Annotated in this window: 16 protein-coding genes; 11 read left to right on the top strand and 5 right to left on the bottom strand. The window is 38.0% G+C overall.

Annotated features, from left to right (window positions below):
• Positions 1-725 (bottom strand): hypothetical protein (locus tag MLOOGBEN_RS18485; RefSeq protein ID WP_179159736.1); only part of this gene is annotated, 725 nt, incomplete at its 3' end.
• Positions 726-1066: 341 nt separating this feature from the next.
• Between MLOOGBEN_RS18485 and MLOOGBEN_RS18480 the strand changes: the two genes are divergently transcribed.
• The 5 genes from MLOOGBEN_RS18480 to MLOOGBEN_RS18460 all read left to right on the top strand — a co-directional run bounded on the left by MLOOGBEN_RS18480 (position 1067) and on the right by MLOOGBEN_RS18460 (position 6269).
• Complete coding sequence (locus MLOOGBEN_RS18480; RefSeq protein ID WP_368737801.1) at positions 1067-2134, top strand: CotH kinase family protein; 1068 nt, start codon at positions 1067-1069, stop codon at positions 2132-2134.
• 153 nt (positions 2135-2287) lie between these two features.
• Positions 2288-2833, top strand: coding sequence for a hypothetical protein (locus tag MLOOGBEN_RS18475; protein WP_179159735.1), 546 nt, complete (start codon positions 2288-2290; stop codon positions 2831-2833).
• Between the two features lie 63 nt (positions 2834-2896).
• Positions 2897-4072 carry a hypothetical protein gene (locus tag MLOOGBEN_RS18470; RefSeq protein WP_179159734.1) on the top strand — a complete coding sequence of 392 codons (1176 nt, stop codon included), beginning with the start codon at positions 2897-2899 and terminating at the stop codon, positions 4070-4072.
• A gap of 176 nt (positions 4073-4248) precedes the next feature.
• Positions 4249-4920 (top strand): DUF2642 domain-containing protein, encoded by a 672-nt coding sequence (locus MLOOGBEN_RS18465; RefSeq protein ID WP_179159733.1) that lies wholly within the window; start codon positions 4249-4251, stop codon positions 4918-4920.
• A gap of 158 nt (positions 4921-5078) precedes the next feature.
• Positions 5079-6269 carry a M14 family metallopeptidase gene (locus MLOOGBEN_RS18460; protein ID WP_179159732.1) on the top strand — a complete coding sequence of 397 codons (1191 nt, stop codon included), beginning with the start codon at positions 5079-5081 and terminating at the stop codon, positions 6267-6269.
• Positions 6270-6690: 421 nt separating this feature from the next.
• On the opposite strand, the gene MLOOGBEN_RS18455 is transcribed toward MLOOGBEN_RS18460, so the two are convergent.
• Positions 6691-7059: a DUF2500 domain-containing protein gene (locus MLOOGBEN_RS18455; RefSeq protein WP_218781245.1), complete on the bottom strand. Its 369-nt coding sequence runs from the start codon at positions 7057-7059 to the stop codon at positions 6691-6693.
• 157 nt (positions 7060-7216) lie between these two features.
• Here MLOOGBEN_RS18455 and MLOOGBEN_RS18450 point away from each other — a divergent pair, with 157 nt between their 5' ends.
• Positions 7217-7609, top strand: coding sequence for a thiol-disulfide oxidoreductase DCC family protein (locus MLOOGBEN_RS18450; RefSeq protein ID WP_179159731.1), 393 nt, complete (start codon positions 7217-7219; stop codon positions 7607-7609).
• A gap of 153 nt (positions 7610-7762) precedes the next feature.
• Here the strand turns inward: MLOOGBEN_RS18450 and MLOOGBEN_RS18445 are convergent, their stop codons facing one another.
• Positions 7763-8173 carry a VOC family protein gene (locus MLOOGBEN_RS18445; protein WP_179159730.1) on the bottom strand — a complete coding sequence of 137 codons (411 nt, stop codon included), beginning with the start codon at positions 8171-8173 and terminating at the stop codon, positions 7763-7765.
• Positions 8174-8650: 477 nt separating this feature from the next.
• Between MLOOGBEN_RS18445 and treP the strand changes: the two genes are divergently transcribed.
• From treP to treR, 3 genes are all read left to right on the top strand, one after another.
• On the top strand, positions 8651-10075 hold the full coding sequence (treP, locus tag MLOOGBEN_RS18440; protein ID WP_179159729.1) for a PTS system trehalose-specific EIIBC component: 1425 nt from the start codon (positions 8651-8653) through the stop codon (positions 10073-10075).
• A 79-nt stretch (positions 10076-10154) separates the two neighbouring features.
• Complete coding sequence (treC, locus tag MLOOGBEN_RS18435) at positions 10155-11822, top strand: alpha,alpha-phosphotrehalase (RefSeq protein ID WP_179159728.1); 1668 nt, start codon at positions 10155-10157, stop codon at positions 11820-11822.
• A gap of 12 nt (positions 11823-11834) precedes the next feature.
• Positions 11835-12551: a trehalose operon repressor gene (gene treR / locus MLOOGBEN_RS18430; RefSeq protein WP_179159727.1), complete on the top strand. Its 717-nt coding sequence runs from the start codon at positions 11835-11837 to the stop codon at positions 12549-12551.
• A 30-nt stretch (positions 12552-12581) separates the two neighbouring features.
• Here the strand turns inward: treR and MLOOGBEN_RS18425 are convergent, their stop codons facing one another.
• Positions 12582-13175 (bottom strand): class I SAM-dependent methyltransferase, encoded by a 594-nt coding sequence (locus tag MLOOGBEN_RS18425; RefSeq protein ID WP_179159726.1) that lies wholly within the window; start codon positions 13173-13175, stop codon positions 12582-12584.
• A gap of 185 nt (positions 13176-13360) precedes the next feature.
• Between MLOOGBEN_RS18425 and MLOOGBEN_RS18420 the strand changes: the two genes are divergently transcribed.
• Both MLOOGBEN_RS18420 and MLOOGBEN_RS18415 read left to right on the top strand, forming a co-directional pair.
• On the top strand, positions 13361-13552 hold the full coding sequence (locus MLOOGBEN_RS18420; RefSeq protein ID WP_179159725.1) for an aspartyl-phosphate phosphatase Spo0E family protein: 192 nt from the start codon (positions 13361-13363) through the stop codon (positions 13550-13552).
• Between the two features lie 128 nt (positions 13553-13680).
• The gene (locus MLOOGBEN_RS18415) at positions 13681-14298 is read left to right on the top strand and encodes an RraA family protein (RefSeq protein WP_179159761.1); all 618 of its coding nucleotides are present in this window, start codon (positions 13681-13683) and stop codon (positions 14296-14298) included.
• Between the two features lie 92 nt (positions 14299-14390).
• On the opposite strand, the gene MLOOGBEN_RS18410 is transcribed toward MLOOGBEN_RS18415, so the two are convergent.
• Positions 14391-15983, bottom strand: a complete 1593-nt coding sequence (locus MLOOGBEN_RS18410) for a long-chain-fatty-acid--CoA ligase (protein WP_179159724.1) — start codon at positions 15981-15983, stop codon at positions 14391-14393.

Raw genomic sequence — 15983 nt, 5'->3', positions numbered from 1 at the left:
ACTTCCGCCAGAGCCACGAGAGCCCTTAGAACCTTTACTTCCGCCAGAGCCACGAGAGCCCTTAGAACCTTTACTTCCACCAGAGCCACGAGAGCCCTTAGAACCTTTACTTCCACCAGAGCCACGAGAGCCCTTGGAACCTTTACTTCTGCCAGAGCCGCGTGAGCCCTTGGAACCTCTGCTGCCACCTGAACCACGACGTCCTTTTTTACCTTTAGGGCCTTTAGGACCTTTGCCGCCACGAGATCCATGGGAACCACTGGAACCTCTGCTGCCCTTACTTCCGCGAGATCCTTTGCTGCCTTTCGTTCCACCAGAGTTTTTACCGCCATAACTATAACCGCGGTTAGATCCTTTTCTGCCGCTAGAACCACGTGACCCTTTAGATCCTTTACTTCCTCCCGAACCACGTGACCCTTTAGATCCTTTACTTCCTCCCGAACCGCGCGAGCCTTTAGATCCTTTACTTCCACCCGAACTGTGTTTGCCTTTTCTTCCTTTAGGACCTTTTCGACCCTTAGGGCCTTTAGGACCTTTCTTTCGTTGAGACCCACCCGAACCGCGCGAGCCTTTGGAACCTTTACTACCACCCGAACCGTGTGAACCCTTGGACCTCCTACTTCCACCAGATCCCTTGCTGCCTCTACTGCCGCAAGTCCCATGACTGCCACGTGAGCCCTTACTTCCTTTAGACCCCCGACTTCCGTCTGACCCTTTGCTGCCATTTGAATCTGAATCCTCACAGAAACATTTTTTGTCTTGCTTCTCATCTGGATTGTTATTTAGAAATAAAACGACGCCATTATCCTTAGCTTTTGACAGCATCTGATTCATGTCCTTCTTCATCTGGGTTTTTCCACCACTTTCCATAAAAATATTATATTCACTTCTAATTTATGGTAATAATGTAGACCTTGATATAGACAAACATATATTTTTAAAATTCATTTCACTAATATTTACCTGTCCACATTTGTCCTATATCAAAATATTGGATGTTTGTACTGCACATTCAACTGGGAAGCTGCATACTATCTAGAAAAAATGTGTGTATAGGAGTATTAATGTGTTAAAATACGAAATCTTCATTAATCCAAAATGGCTTAAGAAAATGGAAGATGATATTTGGGAGAATGAGCATTTCCCTGCAGTCTTAAAAATTGACGATAATCAATACAAGATCGGAATCACCTACCGGGGAAATGTTATTAGAAAGAAGAAGAAAAAGTCCTATAATATTATTTTTCAAAACCCTTATCTCGTCAATGGAGCGCATGAAATTCATCTTAATGCAGAATACGATGATATTTCACTGAGCCGCAATAAGCTCTCTCTTGATTTTTTTGATACTATTGGTGTAATTTCTCCACACTCTAAGCACGTCCTTCTTTATATAAATGGTTTTTGTAAAGGAATTTATTTAGAACTGGAATCTTTTGATCAACATCTTTTGAAAAAAAGAAATCTTCCAGTTGGACCCATCATATATGCCACTAATTATTTTGCAAACTTTTCCTTACTCTCGCCTGAGAACGAACTAAAAACCAGTTTAGATGAGGGATACACGATAAAATATGGAGAACCAAAGGATTTATCCATGTTAGAAGACTTCATTGAAATGATCAACACCTTTCCTAATGAGGCGTTTGAAAAGGAAATTGGTAAAATCCTAGATATTGAGAAATACCTAAGATGGCTTGCCGGTGTTGTATGTACACAGAACTTTGATGGCTTTATCCATAACTATGCTCTTTATCTAAATCCCAAAAACAACCTGTTTGAAATAACCCCTTGGGACTATGATGGGACCTGGGGAAGAGACCTTCATGGAAGAATGCTTGAACACGATTTTGTTCCCATTAGAGGCTATAATACCTTGACTAGCAGGCTTCTCTATATTTACCCATATAGATCAAAATACAAGGAAATCATGTCTTCCATCTTAGAAAATCACTTTAATCTGGAAACATTGAGACCGATTATTGAAGAACAGTTTCAAAAATTGAAGTCGTTTATTAGGACAGATCCCTATATAAATATGGACGAGAAATATTTTGACAAAGAAATGGATGTCATTCTGAAGTTTATTATGAATAGAAATGGTTATTTAAAAAAAGAACTGGCTATTTTATGACCTATTTAACACTGTATATGAATTCCATATACCTTTTTTTTGCCTATTTTTTCAAAAAGGTAAGAAAAAAGGCTCGTCGTTTAGTACAACATCACACCGTGACACATATAAATGCAGTGTAAAAGTTTATTTATTTAAAGGAGGATAAATATTGTGAATAACGACATGTGGAAGTCTTTAGTGGGGAAGACAATCAAGGTTGACAGAGGAGGTCCAGAATCAAGGATTGGGAAATTAATGGCCGTTCTTGATGATCACCTGGTAGTGTTAACAAAGGATGACGGGGTGATTTATTACAATACTCACCATGTTAAAAGTGTAACCGAAAATTCAAAGGACACGATGGATGCGGGAATTGAGGTTCCTGAGAATTTTGAATTCAAAAGCGCTGCAAACTTTCAGGGTCTTTTAGACAGCCTAAAGTTCCAATGGGTTAAAATTAACCGTGGAGGTCCAGAAAAATTAGAAGGTGTTATTAGCGAAATAAATAAGGACTTCGTATCGTTAATTAGTAAAGAGGAAGTTGTCCGCGTATCTATGTGGCATATCCGAAACATTAGTTATGGATTAAAAGTCGAAAGTGAAAACAAAGAAGAAAGTAAAGATCAAGGTTCTGAGCAAAACACAATGTCTCAAACAGAAAAGCAAGCAGTGAGACAAAGAGTTGTCCGTGCAGAAAATTCACAAGTAAGACAATGACAAATAAACACTTGTCGCTTCTCTAAAGAGAAGCGACAAATTTACCCTAAGGAGGAACTTTAAATGGGATCAGATAATTTTTCATCAACTGTTGATTTACTAAAAGGCTTTAATGTGAATCTATACGTTGGTGAAGAAATTATAAAAGGAAAATTAATGGGCGTAGAGACCGATCATATTATCATTGAAGATGAAAATGAATACGTCTATTACTATAGCATTGACAAAATTCAGGCGATAACTAAAAATACGAAACAATATAAAGGTGAAGACATCACCACTGAATATATGCAAACTCAGAGTTTAGCGGACTTATTAAGCTCATTAAAGAATTCATGGGTATCTATACTGTGCTTAAATAAGCAATCATTTGCCGGCGTTTTAAGTATTGTCGATGCTGACTTCGTTACCTTGATTAATGGCGAAGACCGAATTTTAATCAAAATCTCTCACATTTCAAATATATTAAAAGGCTATCGGAAAGAAGAAAAACAAGAGGAAAACAAAAATGAAACGGAATCAGCTGTTTCAGATAGTAAAACAAAAGATACAAACGACAATTATGTGGAAACTCAAGTTTTCGAGAAACAGGAATCAACTCCTCAGCAACCGGTAGTAATGAATATAATAGAACCGGAAACGGAAAAAAGGGTTTGGGCAGAACCTATTAAAAACTCATTACCAATCGCAATGATTAGCAATGACATGAAAATTGTAAAAGATGAAAAAAAGCAAAATGCACATGAGAGCATTCCTCAAAATGTAAGACAAAACAGCCATATGGACGGCAAATGGTCAAAAACTGAATTACCTCAAACGCATCAAGAGGAAGTTAAAAATCAAAAATCAGAAGTGGTTATTCAAAACATCGTTAAGAACGATAAAGAAAGTATCCAAAAACCAGCTGGTTCCATTATTGATAAAAGGGCCCAAGTAAAACAACCTGTTCGCGAGCAAAAGAAATCTGAACCTGTAACGAAAAATGAAGTAAGTGCGAAATCTTCACAGGAGTTAATTAATAAAGTGAAACAAGTAAAAGAAACGATTGATACGAATCCTCTAATGAAAATAGAAAAGACAAAAAGAAACCAAGTAGAAAGTAAAAATGAGGATAAAAAACCTAAGGCACAAGAAGTTGGGGCATCTCGTTTTTCTGGTGAACCAGCAATGCGTGATTTTGACCGCAGATCCATCTTTTCTGGGTGGCCAAATCGGAATCAATCACAAAAACGTATTTAATCACTCCCCTACCATATGGCAGCAAATGATTATCCGTAAACCAAAATTCTCTATTCCAGTGCCGAATATATCCCATCAAAATTTTACAATAAAGAGCAGGGCATCTATCCTAGTAGATTCCAATTATGCGGCCCTCTCTTATTGTAGAATCATTTTACTAGAAAGGATGTGATTAAATGAAAATAAAAGACCATATTGGTACCTATATAAAACTAGAAATCTCAGGAAATAAGCCTATCAGCGGAATCTTAATCGACATCGGCAGTGACTTGTGGGTTATTTACAATGGTTACGATTATTTATACATTCCTACCGTTCATATTCAAAATTGGAAGTTTCCAAAAAAAGAGGAAATTGATGAAATCATTACTCTATCAGATGACCAATCTCCTATATTTAATCCTAGCGAGGAAATTTCATTACGAAAAACCCTTACGGCAGCAAAGGGGATTTTCACAGAAATTTATGTGACCAGTAAACAAGCCGTTCACGGTTACATTATCAGCATTATGAACAATTATTTTGTTTTCTACTCCCCTATTTACAAAACGATGTTTATCTCCCTCAATCACTTAAAATGGTTAATTCCGTATACAAATAACCAGCGTCCCTATGGTTTAAGTAATGCGAATTTGCCAGTTAATCCATCTAACATAACATTCGCACGTTCTTTTGAAGTCCAGATTGAAAAATTAGTTGGTACATTAATTGTATTTAATATTGGGGAAACCGAGAACGTCATGGGGAAAATCACGGGAATAAAAAATAATTTCATTGAATTGACAACAGCTAAAGGAAACCCGGTCTTTTTAAATCTTCAACATATCAAAACCGTCCATATGACGTAAACAATAAGTTTAGCTCTCCACATAACTACCTACAGAGTGTCCCTGACACTCTTTATTTGTTCGTGGGACTACCTTAGAAAAGCATGATAACTTACATAAAGGCTCACCATGGATGCATACATTCTTAATAATACAATTATAACTATCAGGAGGATTACATGGATATCTATGTGAGGCAAGGAGATTCTTTATGGTATTACAGCCAACTGTATGGAATAAATCTTCAGCTGATTATCGATTCTAATCGAGATATTGAACCAAGCCAGCTTGCAGCAGGACAGCGGATTCGAATTCCCGGTTTTGCTGCACAGAATTATCAGATTAGACGTGGTGATTCTTTTTGGGGGATTGCCCAAAGGCGTAATCTTTCACTTGATGCCCTACTGCTTGCTAACCCTAATATAAATCCGAATCGACTGTCTGTGGGGCAAAACATCAGGGTTCCGCTTAGGATAACCTGGAGGCTGGTACAAGGAAAGCAGCATTATGATTTCAGCAGAATGATAAATGATGTAGCTCGTTTGCATAATGTTTACCCCTTTCTCCGTGTAACAAACGCCGGAAATTCAGTCCTTGGTAATCGTATTCCCGAAGTTCTTATTGGAAATGGTGGTAAAAGAGTTCATTATAATGCTTCATTTCATGCAAATGAATGGATCACGACTCCTATCTTAATGACGTTTTTAAATGATTACTGTTTATCGCTTACGAATGGAAGCTCCATTCGTGGTCTATCTACCTCACCTTTATACCAACAAACGCTGCTATCTCTTGTACCAATGGTTAATCCTGATGGTGTTAGTCTTGTCATGAATGGTCCTCCTGAAAATGAAACGTGGAGAAATAGAGTGATAGAACTTAATCGGGGCAGTACTGATTTTTCAGGTTGGAAAGCCAATATTAGAGGTGTTGATCTAAATGACCAGTTCCCTGCCCGTTGGGAATTAGAGAAAGCAAGGAATCCTAGTCAACCTGGGCCAAGAGATTATGTAGGTGAACACCCTTTATCGGAGCCTGAAGCCATTGCGATGGCTGATTTGACGAGGAAACGCGATTTTGCACGAGTATTGGCCTTTCATACCCAGGGTGAAGTCATTTACTGGGGATTCGAAAACCTCGAACCTCCTGAATCCGAAATTCTAGTTAACGAGTTTGCCAGAGTCAGTGGTTACCAGCCTGTTAAAACCATTGAGAGTTATGCTGGATATAAGGATTGGTTCATACAAGATTGGCGTCGGCCTGGATTTACCGTCGAGCTCGGCAGCGGAACCAACCCCCTCCCTCTCTCCCAATTTGACGAGATATATGAGGAGACACTAGGAATCTTTTTGGCTGGATTGTATATGTAATGTAGGTGGCCTATTTCTAATTTGAAATAGGTCTTCTTTTTTGAGAATGTTTTAGGGAATTGTGGATGAAATTTTGTAATCCGAGAGTGTTTCTGGCCATCCGCCAGTATTTCTGATTATCCGCCAGTATTTTTGGCTATCCGCCAGTATTTTTGGCTATCCGCCAGTATTTCTGGCTATCCGCCAGTATTTTTGGCTATCCGCCAGTGTTTCTGGCCATCCGCCAGTAATTCTGGCTATCCTCCAGTGTTTCCGACTATCCGCCAGTATTTATTTAGTTGCCGAGGTTTAATATTTATTTCCCTCTAATAATTGTAAATATCGACCCAAAGTGACATACTTTTAGTCGGACGGCGGACAGCAACTGTTGTGATACCTGGTTCAGGTATATATTATACAACTTCATCCAAAACAAAGTCCTTTAAACTTGTTGTCTCCTGGTAAAACCATGATATCTTGTGCCTTGGAAGATTAATTCGCCAAAGTCACCTTCTGCGAGCATACCGTATTCAGAACCGTGTACCATTAGCTCCATTCTGTCACCGCTTTCGACCTGAAACGTAACAAAATACCTTGTACTTGCTTGGCTGTTATTACCTCCGCCCCTTACTTGGGCTCTTTTTGAAACGACAAATGCATCAACATTCAATTTAGGCTGCTTATTATTATAGTTCCATTGCTTAATGCCTTTAAAAAAGGTAAAGAAGATGATTCCAAATATTAAGATAAAAAATATTGGAAAAAGCAAACTCATAATAGAAAACATATCAAATCCTTGATTAAAACCCATAGACCTCTCTCCTTCAAACAACCAATCATCGTCTCTATAAGCTAACTATAACGATAGAAATAAAGAGTCTCAAGAAAATTTTGCTCTTTCAAGCGATATTTTGAGATTTTTTATATAATGTTATAAACGAATTGTGTAACAAGGAAAAGGGTGAAGTATGGAAAGTATCATATTATTTGACGGGGTATGTAACTTTTGTAATAGCGGCGTACAATTCATTATCAAAAGGGATTCGAATTTTCATTTTAAGTTCGCTTCTCTCCAAAGTGAAACCGGACAGATGCTTTTAAATAAATACGGGATTAGTAATAAAATTGACAGTATGATCGTCATTGAAAATGAAAAAGTTTATATAAAATCGAGTGCAGCATTACGCATTTCTAAATACCTGGATGGTAACTGGAAATACCTAACAATCTTTAAATTCCTCCCTACTTTTTTTAGAGATTTCCTATATGACATTTTGGCGAAAAATCGTTACAAATGGTTTGGGAAAATGGATACCTGTATGCTGCCTGCCTTGGAAATGAAAAAAAGGTTTTTAGATTAAAAAAAATTTGCAAATAGGGACATGTTCACTACATGCCTGTACTAAGAGGTACATATATTATATTAACCCATGATACAATACCTCCTTTAGAAAGTGGCCCCACCACTTTCTTTTTTTTTGTAAACAAAAAAGCACTTCGAAAAGTGCTTGTAATTAAGATTTTTGATAATTCAATTCCCAAATAACCCCAAACTGATCCTGAACACTTGCATATTTTGCACCCCAAAACGTATCCTCCAGCTCCATAAGTGCCTTTCCGCCTTTCCTCAGAGCGTCATACAGACTTTGAATCTCCTCTTCACTTTCAGGCTCAAGCGTTAGTGAAACGTTGGTCCCCACAACAACCGACTTACCTGGGAAAGTATCTGAAAACATAAGTGAGATGTCACCCTTACTTAGCTTTGCATGCATGACACGATTAGCCGCTTCTGGCGGTGTGGGATAATCAGCTTCACCGAATGTTTGGATTCCAATTATTTCAGCCCCTAATACTTCTTTATAAAACTCCAAAGCTTGTTTCGCATTCCCATCAAAAGATAAATATGGCGTAATTTGTCCCTTCACATTAAACACACTCCTAAAAATTTTAATAAGCAACAATATATTAGTTTTTCACCAAATAGAGTTTTTATTCAAAATACAAAAAAATACCTTTGAACAGTTGTCAAAGGCAAAAGATGAGCTTAGTGGTCAAGGCTAAGCCCCAGTTTTAGGAGGTCTAAACTCAGAAGAATTTAAACAAGTACATCATAGCATTTTTTGAAAATTCTTTCAACAGTTTAAAGCGTTAAAGTTTAAAAGTTATGAACTTGTAATAAAACCTCCTATAATAAGTAAATCATAACTTACCATTTTACTAATTGTAAAATTATTTTATTGACAGCCTTGTATATACAAGTTAATATGAAAACGTAATCAAAAGACTTGTATATACATGTTGTGAATTAGGTTGAAACGTACACATCAACCTGTAAATACAAGGAAATAATAAACTATATAAAGGAATTGGAGACTGCAAGTCTCTTATAGGGGGAAAAAGTAATGACGAAGTTCACAGAGTCAGCTAAAGAACTGCTCGAACACGTTGGGGGTAAGGAAAACATTGCAGCCGTTACCCATTGTGTAACCAGAATGCGCTTTGTATTAAATGATCCAAGCAAAGCAGATGTAACGAAAATTGAAGCTATTAAACCCGTAAAAGGTACTTTTACCCAAGCAGGACAATTCCAGGTAATCATTGGAAATGATGTTTCTACCTTCTATAATGATTTTGTTAAAGTAGCTGGGGTAAGTGAAACCACAAAAGATGAAGCAAAAGTTGCAGCAAAGCAAAATATGAATTGGCTGCAGAGAATGATTGCTCATCTAGCAGACATTTTCACACCATTAATTCCTGCCCTTGTTGTGGGAGGTTTAATACTAGGATTTAGAAATGTTATTGGTGATATTAAATTACTTGAAGATGGGACAAAATCCATTGTTGAAGTTTCCCAATTCTGGGCTGGTGTCCATGCTTTTTTATGGCTGATTGGCGAAGCGGTATTCCACTTCCTTCCGGTCGGAATCACATGGTCCATTGCAAGAAAAATGGGTGCTACCCCTATCCTGGGTATCGTCCTTGGTATTACCTTAGTTTCTCCTCAATTGCTTAATGCCTATGGCGTTGCTGGTGCAGAAACTATTCCAACTTGGAATTTTGGCTTTGCCGAAATCGAAATGATTGGATATCAAGCGCAAGTAATCCCTGCTATTTTGGCCGGATTTGTACTTTCATTCCTAGAATTAAGACTTAGAAAAATGGTTCCAAATTCCATCTCAATGATTGTGGTTCCATTCTTAGCATTGATACCAACTGTATTGATCGCACATATCGTTTTAGGTCCTATCGGTTGGACAATCGGTTCATGGATTTCTGATGTAGTGTATTCAAGCTTAACTTCTGCATTTGGCTGGATATTTGCTGCTATCTTTGGTTTTGCTTATGCACCTCTTGTAATCACTGGCTTACACCATATGACAAATGCCATTGATCTTCAATTAATGTCGGAGCTTGGCGGAACGAATTTATGGCCAATGATTGCATTATCCAATATCGCACAAGGTTCAGCTGTACTTGCCATGATCTATATCAATCGAAAGAATGAAGAAGAAAAACAAGTATCGATTCCAGCTGCTATTTCTTGTTACTTAGGAGTAACAGAACCAGCCATGTTCGGTATTAACTTAAAATACGGCTTCCCTTTCCTTGCGGCTATGATTGGTTCTCTAGCAGCGGCAGTTATTTCTGTAGGTAGTGACGTAATGGCCAACTCTATTGGTGTTGGCGGACTTCCTGGGTTCCTTTCTATCCAGCCACAGCATATGATGATGTTTGCATTTGCTATGTTAGTTGCGATTGTGCTACCGTTCATTTTGACCGTAATCTTTGCAAAAACTGGTATGAACAAATTTTCTTTTAAAAAGTAATACTCCAATTTTTTAGGAGGGAGACCATCTCCCTCCTTTCCCATATTAGCGTCTCAAAAAATATAGGCAGGTGTGTATCATGTCAACATCATGGTGGAAAAAAGCAGTAGTATATCAAATTTATCCAAAAAGCTTTAATGATACATCCGGTAATGGTACCGGCGATATCCAAGGAATCATCGAAAAGCTCGACTACTTAAAGGAGCTAGGTGTAGATGTTCTTTGGCTTACTCCTATTTATAAATCCCCCCAGCGAGATAATGGATATGATATAAGCCACTATTACAACATCCAAGAAGAATATGGTACGATGGCTGACTTTGACCAACTTCTTGCAGAAGCACACAAGCGCGGAATCAAAATCATTATGGATATTGTCATCAACCATACATCCACTGAACATGAGTGGTTTCAACAAGCAAAATCCTCAAAAGACAATCCATACCGCGATTTTTATATATGGAAGGATGGTAAAGACGGCCTCCCTCCTACCAACTGGGAATCAAAATTTGGCGGATCAGCCTGGCAATGGGATGAAACAACAGGACAGTACTACCTCCATTTATTTGATGTGACCCAGGCGGATTTAAACTGGGAAAACCCAAAAGTCCGTGAAGCATTATATGAAATGATGCACTTTTGGCTGAAAAAAGGTGTCGATGGATTCAGGTTGGATGTGATTAATTTAATCTCAAAGGACCAACAATTCCCTCACGATGACAGTGACGGACGTAAATTTTATACCGACGGACCAAGAATTCATGAGTTCCTTCATGAGATGAACGAAAACGTATTTTCAAAATATGACATTATGACTGTTGGTGAAATGTCATCTACGTCCATCGATAATTGCATTCGGTACACAAATCCAAGTGAAGAAGAACTCAATATGACGTTCAGCTTCCATCATCTAAAAGTGGATTATACAAATGGAGACAAATGGACGAAAGCGGATTTTGATTTCCAAGCATTGAAAAACATTCTGTCAGAATGGCAGGTTGAAATGAATAGAGGCGGTGGCTGGAATGCCCTCTTCTGGTGCAACCATGATCAGCCCCGTGCGGTCTCAAGGTTTGGGGATGATCAACAGTACCATAAAGAATCAGCAAAAATGATTGCGACGACTCTCCATATGATGCAAGGAACTCCTTATATCTACCAAGGGGAAGAATTCGGGATGACCAATCCGAAGTTCGACAAGATTGAGGATTACCGTGATGTCGAGTCACTTAATATCTTTGGAATTAAGAAAAATGAGGGAATGGCGGAAAACGAAATTATCGAGATTTTAAAGCAAAAATCACGGGATAATTCTCGTACTCCTGTCCAATGGAATAATAGTGAACATGCTGGTTTTACGGCCGGGACGCCGTGGATTCCTACTGCAGCAAATTATAAAGAAATTAATGCTGAAACCGCAATAAAGGACTCAACCTCCATTTTTTATCACTATCAAGAACTTATTCAATTACGAAAAGAGTATGATGTCATCACGAATGGTGATTATGAAATGGTTTCTGAAGATCATAAATCCATTTTTGCTTTTGTTCGAAAAACGGAAAATGAGATGCTGTTAGTTATAAATAATTTTTATGGAAATGGTACATCTTATGTTCTCCCGGTAAAGTTAGACATTGATGGTTGGTCAAAAACTGTGTTACTCTCAAATTATGAGGACTCTGCTCCACTCGAAAAGGAAATACAACTACGACCATACGAGTCCATTGTTTATCATTTGAAAAAATAATGGGAGATTTTTATGACAAATAAGTATCAAATTATCTTTAATACGATTGTGGATCAAATTAAAAGCGGGGCAATCCCGCCGAACTCCCTTCTCCCCTCTGAAAATGAATTGAAGGAACAGTACGATACATCTAGAGAAACGATTAGAAAAGCGTTAAACCTGCTTGCTCAAAATGGCTATATTCAAAAAGTCAGGGGCAAAGGGTCGATTGTCATTGATATTAATAAGTTTGATTTTCCGGTATCAGGCTTGGTTAGCTTTAAGGAACTTGCAGACAAAATGGAAAAAAAGCCACGAACGATTGTCAATGAATTATCATTAATTATCAAGCCTGATGCCTATCTTAAGCAGCAACTTCAGCTTTCCGGTAAAGATCAAGTGTGGAAGGTTGTTCGAACGCGGGAAATTGGCGGCAAAAAAATCATTCTTGATAAAGATTATCTAGCAGCTAAATTTGTTCCTTCTATTACAGAGGAAATTTGTGCGGACTCAATTTATGCCTATCTGGAGAATGAATTAAACTTAAAGATTAGTTTTGCAAAAAAGGAAATTGTCGTCGAGGAACCAACTGCAGAAGATCGTTCATTTTTAGACTTAGAAGGCTTTCACAATATCGTTGTGATTAAAAACTATGTTTATTTAGAGGATGCCTCCCTTTTTCAATATACAGAATCAAGGCATCGACCGGACAAATTTCGTTTTGTTGATTTTGCACGTAGATCACAGTAAAAAACCTCAAAGCAATTTGAGGTTTTTTCATTATTGTCTATTTCTTAATGCAGCTACAACAAAGAGATCTTTATAAAAATGTTCAACTCTCTCTATTTCCAACCCTTGATTTGAAAATGCCTTTAATGTCTCCCTATTCAAACAGCAGCCATCACAAACCTTTTTCCAAAAAGGTGTTAAGCTTTCCTGCATTTTACTTAGGGTGGCGTTTCCCATTTTTACGTGTTCGAACAGGAGGATTTTCCCATCTGGTTTACATACTCTTTTTACCTCATTAATGGCCATTTCAACATTTGGAATTGTACAAAATACCAATGTTGCCACAACGGTATCAAATGTACAATCTTCAAAGGGCAGATTCTCCGCGCTTGCATTAACGATTTCTATAGGAACTACAGCCGATTTCTGTTTTGATAAGGACTGGTCAATCATAGGCTGACTTGGTTCGATGGCAATAACTGTATCAACATTGTCATACAATGGAAAATTAATTCCTGTCCCCGAACCAAGTTCAAGCACCTTCCCACTCGCACCTTTTAGTAACTCACTCCGAATCCTCTTAAACTTTCTCTGTTCCAAGGGACTCATAAAGATATCATACCATTTTGCAAATTTACTACTCATCATTTCCAACTCCAAAAGTAAAATCCTATCTGCCTAAATCTAGTTTTAATGTAGATAAATATCCTATGATATGTGAGAAGTTTCACTGTTTAATTAGTCCTTTTTTCTTATACTATTGATATATTGTATATATTTAACATCATTACAATTATATGTGTATAAATATTAAAAATGGAAGTGATAAAATGATGCCAATAAAACTATGCCCTTACGAACTAAGTGATAAAATTGAAATACTTAGAGAAGAAATGGTCATGATAGGTCTAAATGAAGGATTTTGCAGTCAAAAAACAATTGAGGCCAGCCAAAAGCTTGATCAATATATAGCCATTTACATCTCAATTGATTTTCATTTGAATGAATTGAACGGCATTTAAGGTGCAGTTTATTTCAAATCGGTTGAAAGGTCAAGTGATATGCTTATATCCCCATGCCTGAAGTCAGGGGAATTATGCACAATGTGATAATAAATTCACATAGACTATTAGGGGGAGGAGAAATGATAATGGAAAATATTATTAAGGAGTTTCTTAGTATTCCAACCACTTGTATATCAGATGCCATGGATGGGTTAAATAATTTTCATCCCGCTATTAAACCACTTAAAGAAGAGTACAAGGCTGCCGGTAGGGCTTTCACAGTAAAGATTCCTGTTGGTGAAAATCTCACGGTCCTAGAAGCTATTTCAAAGTCAAAACCTGGTGATATTTTAGTTGTGGATGCTAAGGGAGACCAATACAGAGCGATCGCTGGAGATTTTGTTGTGGGCATGGCACAGACATTGGAAATTGGCGGTTTAGTAGTGGATGGTGTAATCCGTGATATCGTAGGAGTTAAAGCACTGAATTTCCCTGTCTTCTCTAGGGGAACGACAGTTGCTGCAAGTAATAAAGCGGGTATCGGTGAAATTAATGTTCCGATTTCATGTGGTGGTGTCTCTGTAAACCCCGGTGACATCATTGTAGGAGATGCAGATGGAGTGGTTGTGATTCCTCAAGCAAGGGAACAAGAGATTTTGCTTAAATCCTTAGATAAAATGAAAAAAGATGAAACGAGAGAAAAAAGTATTTCCGGAAATCCTGAAGCAATACGGAAACACCTCGATCAATTACTATCAAAATAAAAAGGTATTGGTTCTGTTATGAACCAATACCTTTACTAGTATTCTATTTAAAGAAGCTTGATTTCTCAAGCCCCTTTCTCCTTGGTAATTCTTTAATTAACAAACCGTTCACTTTTCCCCTTCGAATTCCAATAATCATTACGGAGGTGAATCTTCTGGATTTTTCCTGAAGCTGTTTTGGGAAGCTCCTTAACAAAGGTAACTCCTGTTACTGCTTTAAAATGGGCTAATTTTTCTCTAGAGAACTTGATAATCTCCTCTTCACTGACAATCTCATTCTCTCTTAAAACCACGTATGCATGTGGTGTTTCTCCCCATTTCTCGTGTGGGATTGCGATAACCGCTGCCTCTAGAATAGCAGGATGCTCATATAGAGCCCCCTCTACTTCAATGGATGAAATGTTTTCCCCGCCGCTAATAATAATATCCTTTTTTCTATCGACAATATCGATATGACCATATTCATCAACTGTTCCCATATCACCAGTATGCAGCCATCCGTTTCTGATTGCCTCCATCGTTGCTTCTGGATTTTTCCAATAACCTAACATGACACCATGACCTCGTGTTACAACCTCACCAATCTGCGCTCCATCTTGGGTTACTTCATCTCCATTCTCATCGACAACTCTTACATCACTGCCAATCATTGGGACTCCTGCTTTCGCCTTAATTTTAGACTTCTCCTCTGAAGGTAAGTGTGAAAGCTGAGTTCGAATGGTAGAAATTAAGCTCAACGGGCTAGACTCCGTCATCCCGTATACTTGGATAAATTCCCAGCCTAGTTCCTTTTCCACACGGGTAACAAACGCTGGCGGTGGTGCAGAACCTGCGATGACAACGCGTACATCTTGTTCAATCGTTGGTCTAGTTTTCTCGTAATATTGTAAAAGTGAATTTAACACCGTTGGCGCCATGTGCAGTACAGACACTTTAAAGGATTCAATTGCCTTAAATATGGCTTCAGGTGTGGCTCTTTTTAAACAAATATGGGCAGCACCATTGGCAGTATAATAAAAAGGTGAACCCCAGCCATTTACATGGAACATCGGAAGAACATGCAGATAAACATCTTTATCACTAACACGCAAATGGTGCATAGTGCTCAGAGCATGCAAATAATTGTTTCTGTGCGTCAGCATGACACCTTTTGGATTTCCGGTTGTACCACTTGTATAAAGCAAGCTGCAAACATCATCTTCATCTAAATCAGCCCGCTCAATGGATGCACCGGAATAACCTGCTAACCAGCTATCATAATCTATCTCTGAAGTTTCCTTATTTTTATACTGAACGATGATATGTTCAACTGTGGTTAGCTTGTCCTTGATCGGGGTGATTAAATGATAGAGGTCTTGATCAACCAAAAGTATCTTTGACTCACTATGATTTAAGATAAATAAGTAATCTTCAGGAATCAGCCTTATATTTAATGGAACCATGATTGCACCAAGCTGAAAGACCCCATAAAATCCTTCCAGCATTTCAACCGTATTCGGTGCCAAATAAGCTACACGGTCCCCTTTTTCAACACCTAATTCTCTTAAACCACGTGAAAGCTGATTCACTCTTACATTCAATTCCTTGTACGTAAATACCCGTTCATCACAATATACAGCTGTCTTTTCTCCATATTGAGCAACCGCTCGATCTAGGAAATGAGTTAGTACTAATGGCACGTTCAT

Source organism: Bacillus sp. EB106-08-02-XG196, assembly GCF_013396335.1.
In the GTDB taxonomy this organism is placed as follows: Bacteria; Bacillota; Bacilli; order Bacillales; family Cytobacillaceae; genus Neobacillus.
The sequence above is the reverse complement of the archived record's forward strand: the minus strand, read 5'-3'. Positions and strand labels throughout refer to the sequence as shown.

Bases quoted from the DNA above. Each gene is read 5' to 3' on its own strand.
- MLOOGBEN_RS18450 (WP_179159731.1), top strand. From the start codon at position 7,217: ATGGAAAGTATCATATTATTTGACGGGGTATGTAACTTTTGTAATAGC.
- MLOOGBEN_RS18410 (WP_179159724.1), bottom strand. From the start codon at position 15,983: ATGAACGTGCCATTAGTACTAACTCATTTCCTAGATCGAGCGGTTGCT.
- MLOOGBEN_RS18470 (WP_179159734.1), top strand. From the start codon at position 2,897: ATGGGATCAGATAATTTTTCATCAACTGTTGATTTACTAAAAGGCTTT.
- treC (WP_179159728.1), top strand. From the start codon at position 10,155: ATGTCAACATCATGGTGGAAAAAAGCAGTAGTATATCAAATTTATCCA.
- MLOOGBEN_RS18425 (WP_179159726.1), bottom strand. From the start codon at position 13,175: ATGAGTAGTAAATTTGCAAAATGGTATGATATCTTTATGAGTCCCTTG.
- MLOOGBEN_RS18460 (WP_179159732.1), top strand. From the start codon at position 5,079: ATGGATATCTATGTGAGGCAAGGAGATTCTTTATGGTATTACAGCCAA.
- treR (WP_179159727.1), top strand. From the start codon at position 11,835: ATGACAAATAAGTATCAAATTATCTTTAATACGATTGTGGATCAAATT.
- MLOOGBEN_RS18455 (WP_218781245.1), bottom strand. From the start codon at position 7,059: ATGGGTTTTAATCAAGGATTTGATATGTTTTCTATTATGAGTTTGCTT.
- treP (WP_179159729.1), top strand. From the start codon at position 8,651: ATGACGAAGTTCACAGAGTCAGCTAAAGAACTGCTCGAACACGTTGGG.
- MLOOGBEN_RS18420 (WP_179159725.1), top strand. From the start codon at position 13,361: ATGATGCCAATAAAACTATGCCCTTACGAACTAAGTGATAAAATTGAA.
- MLOOGBEN_RS18465 (WP_179159733.1), top strand. From the start codon at position 4,249: ATGAAAATAAAAGACCATATTGGTACCTATATAAAACTAGAAATCTCA.
- MLOOGBEN_RS18415 (WP_179159761.1), top strand. From the start codon at position 13,681: ATGGAAAATATTATTAAGGAGTTTCTTAGTATTCCAACCACTTGTATA.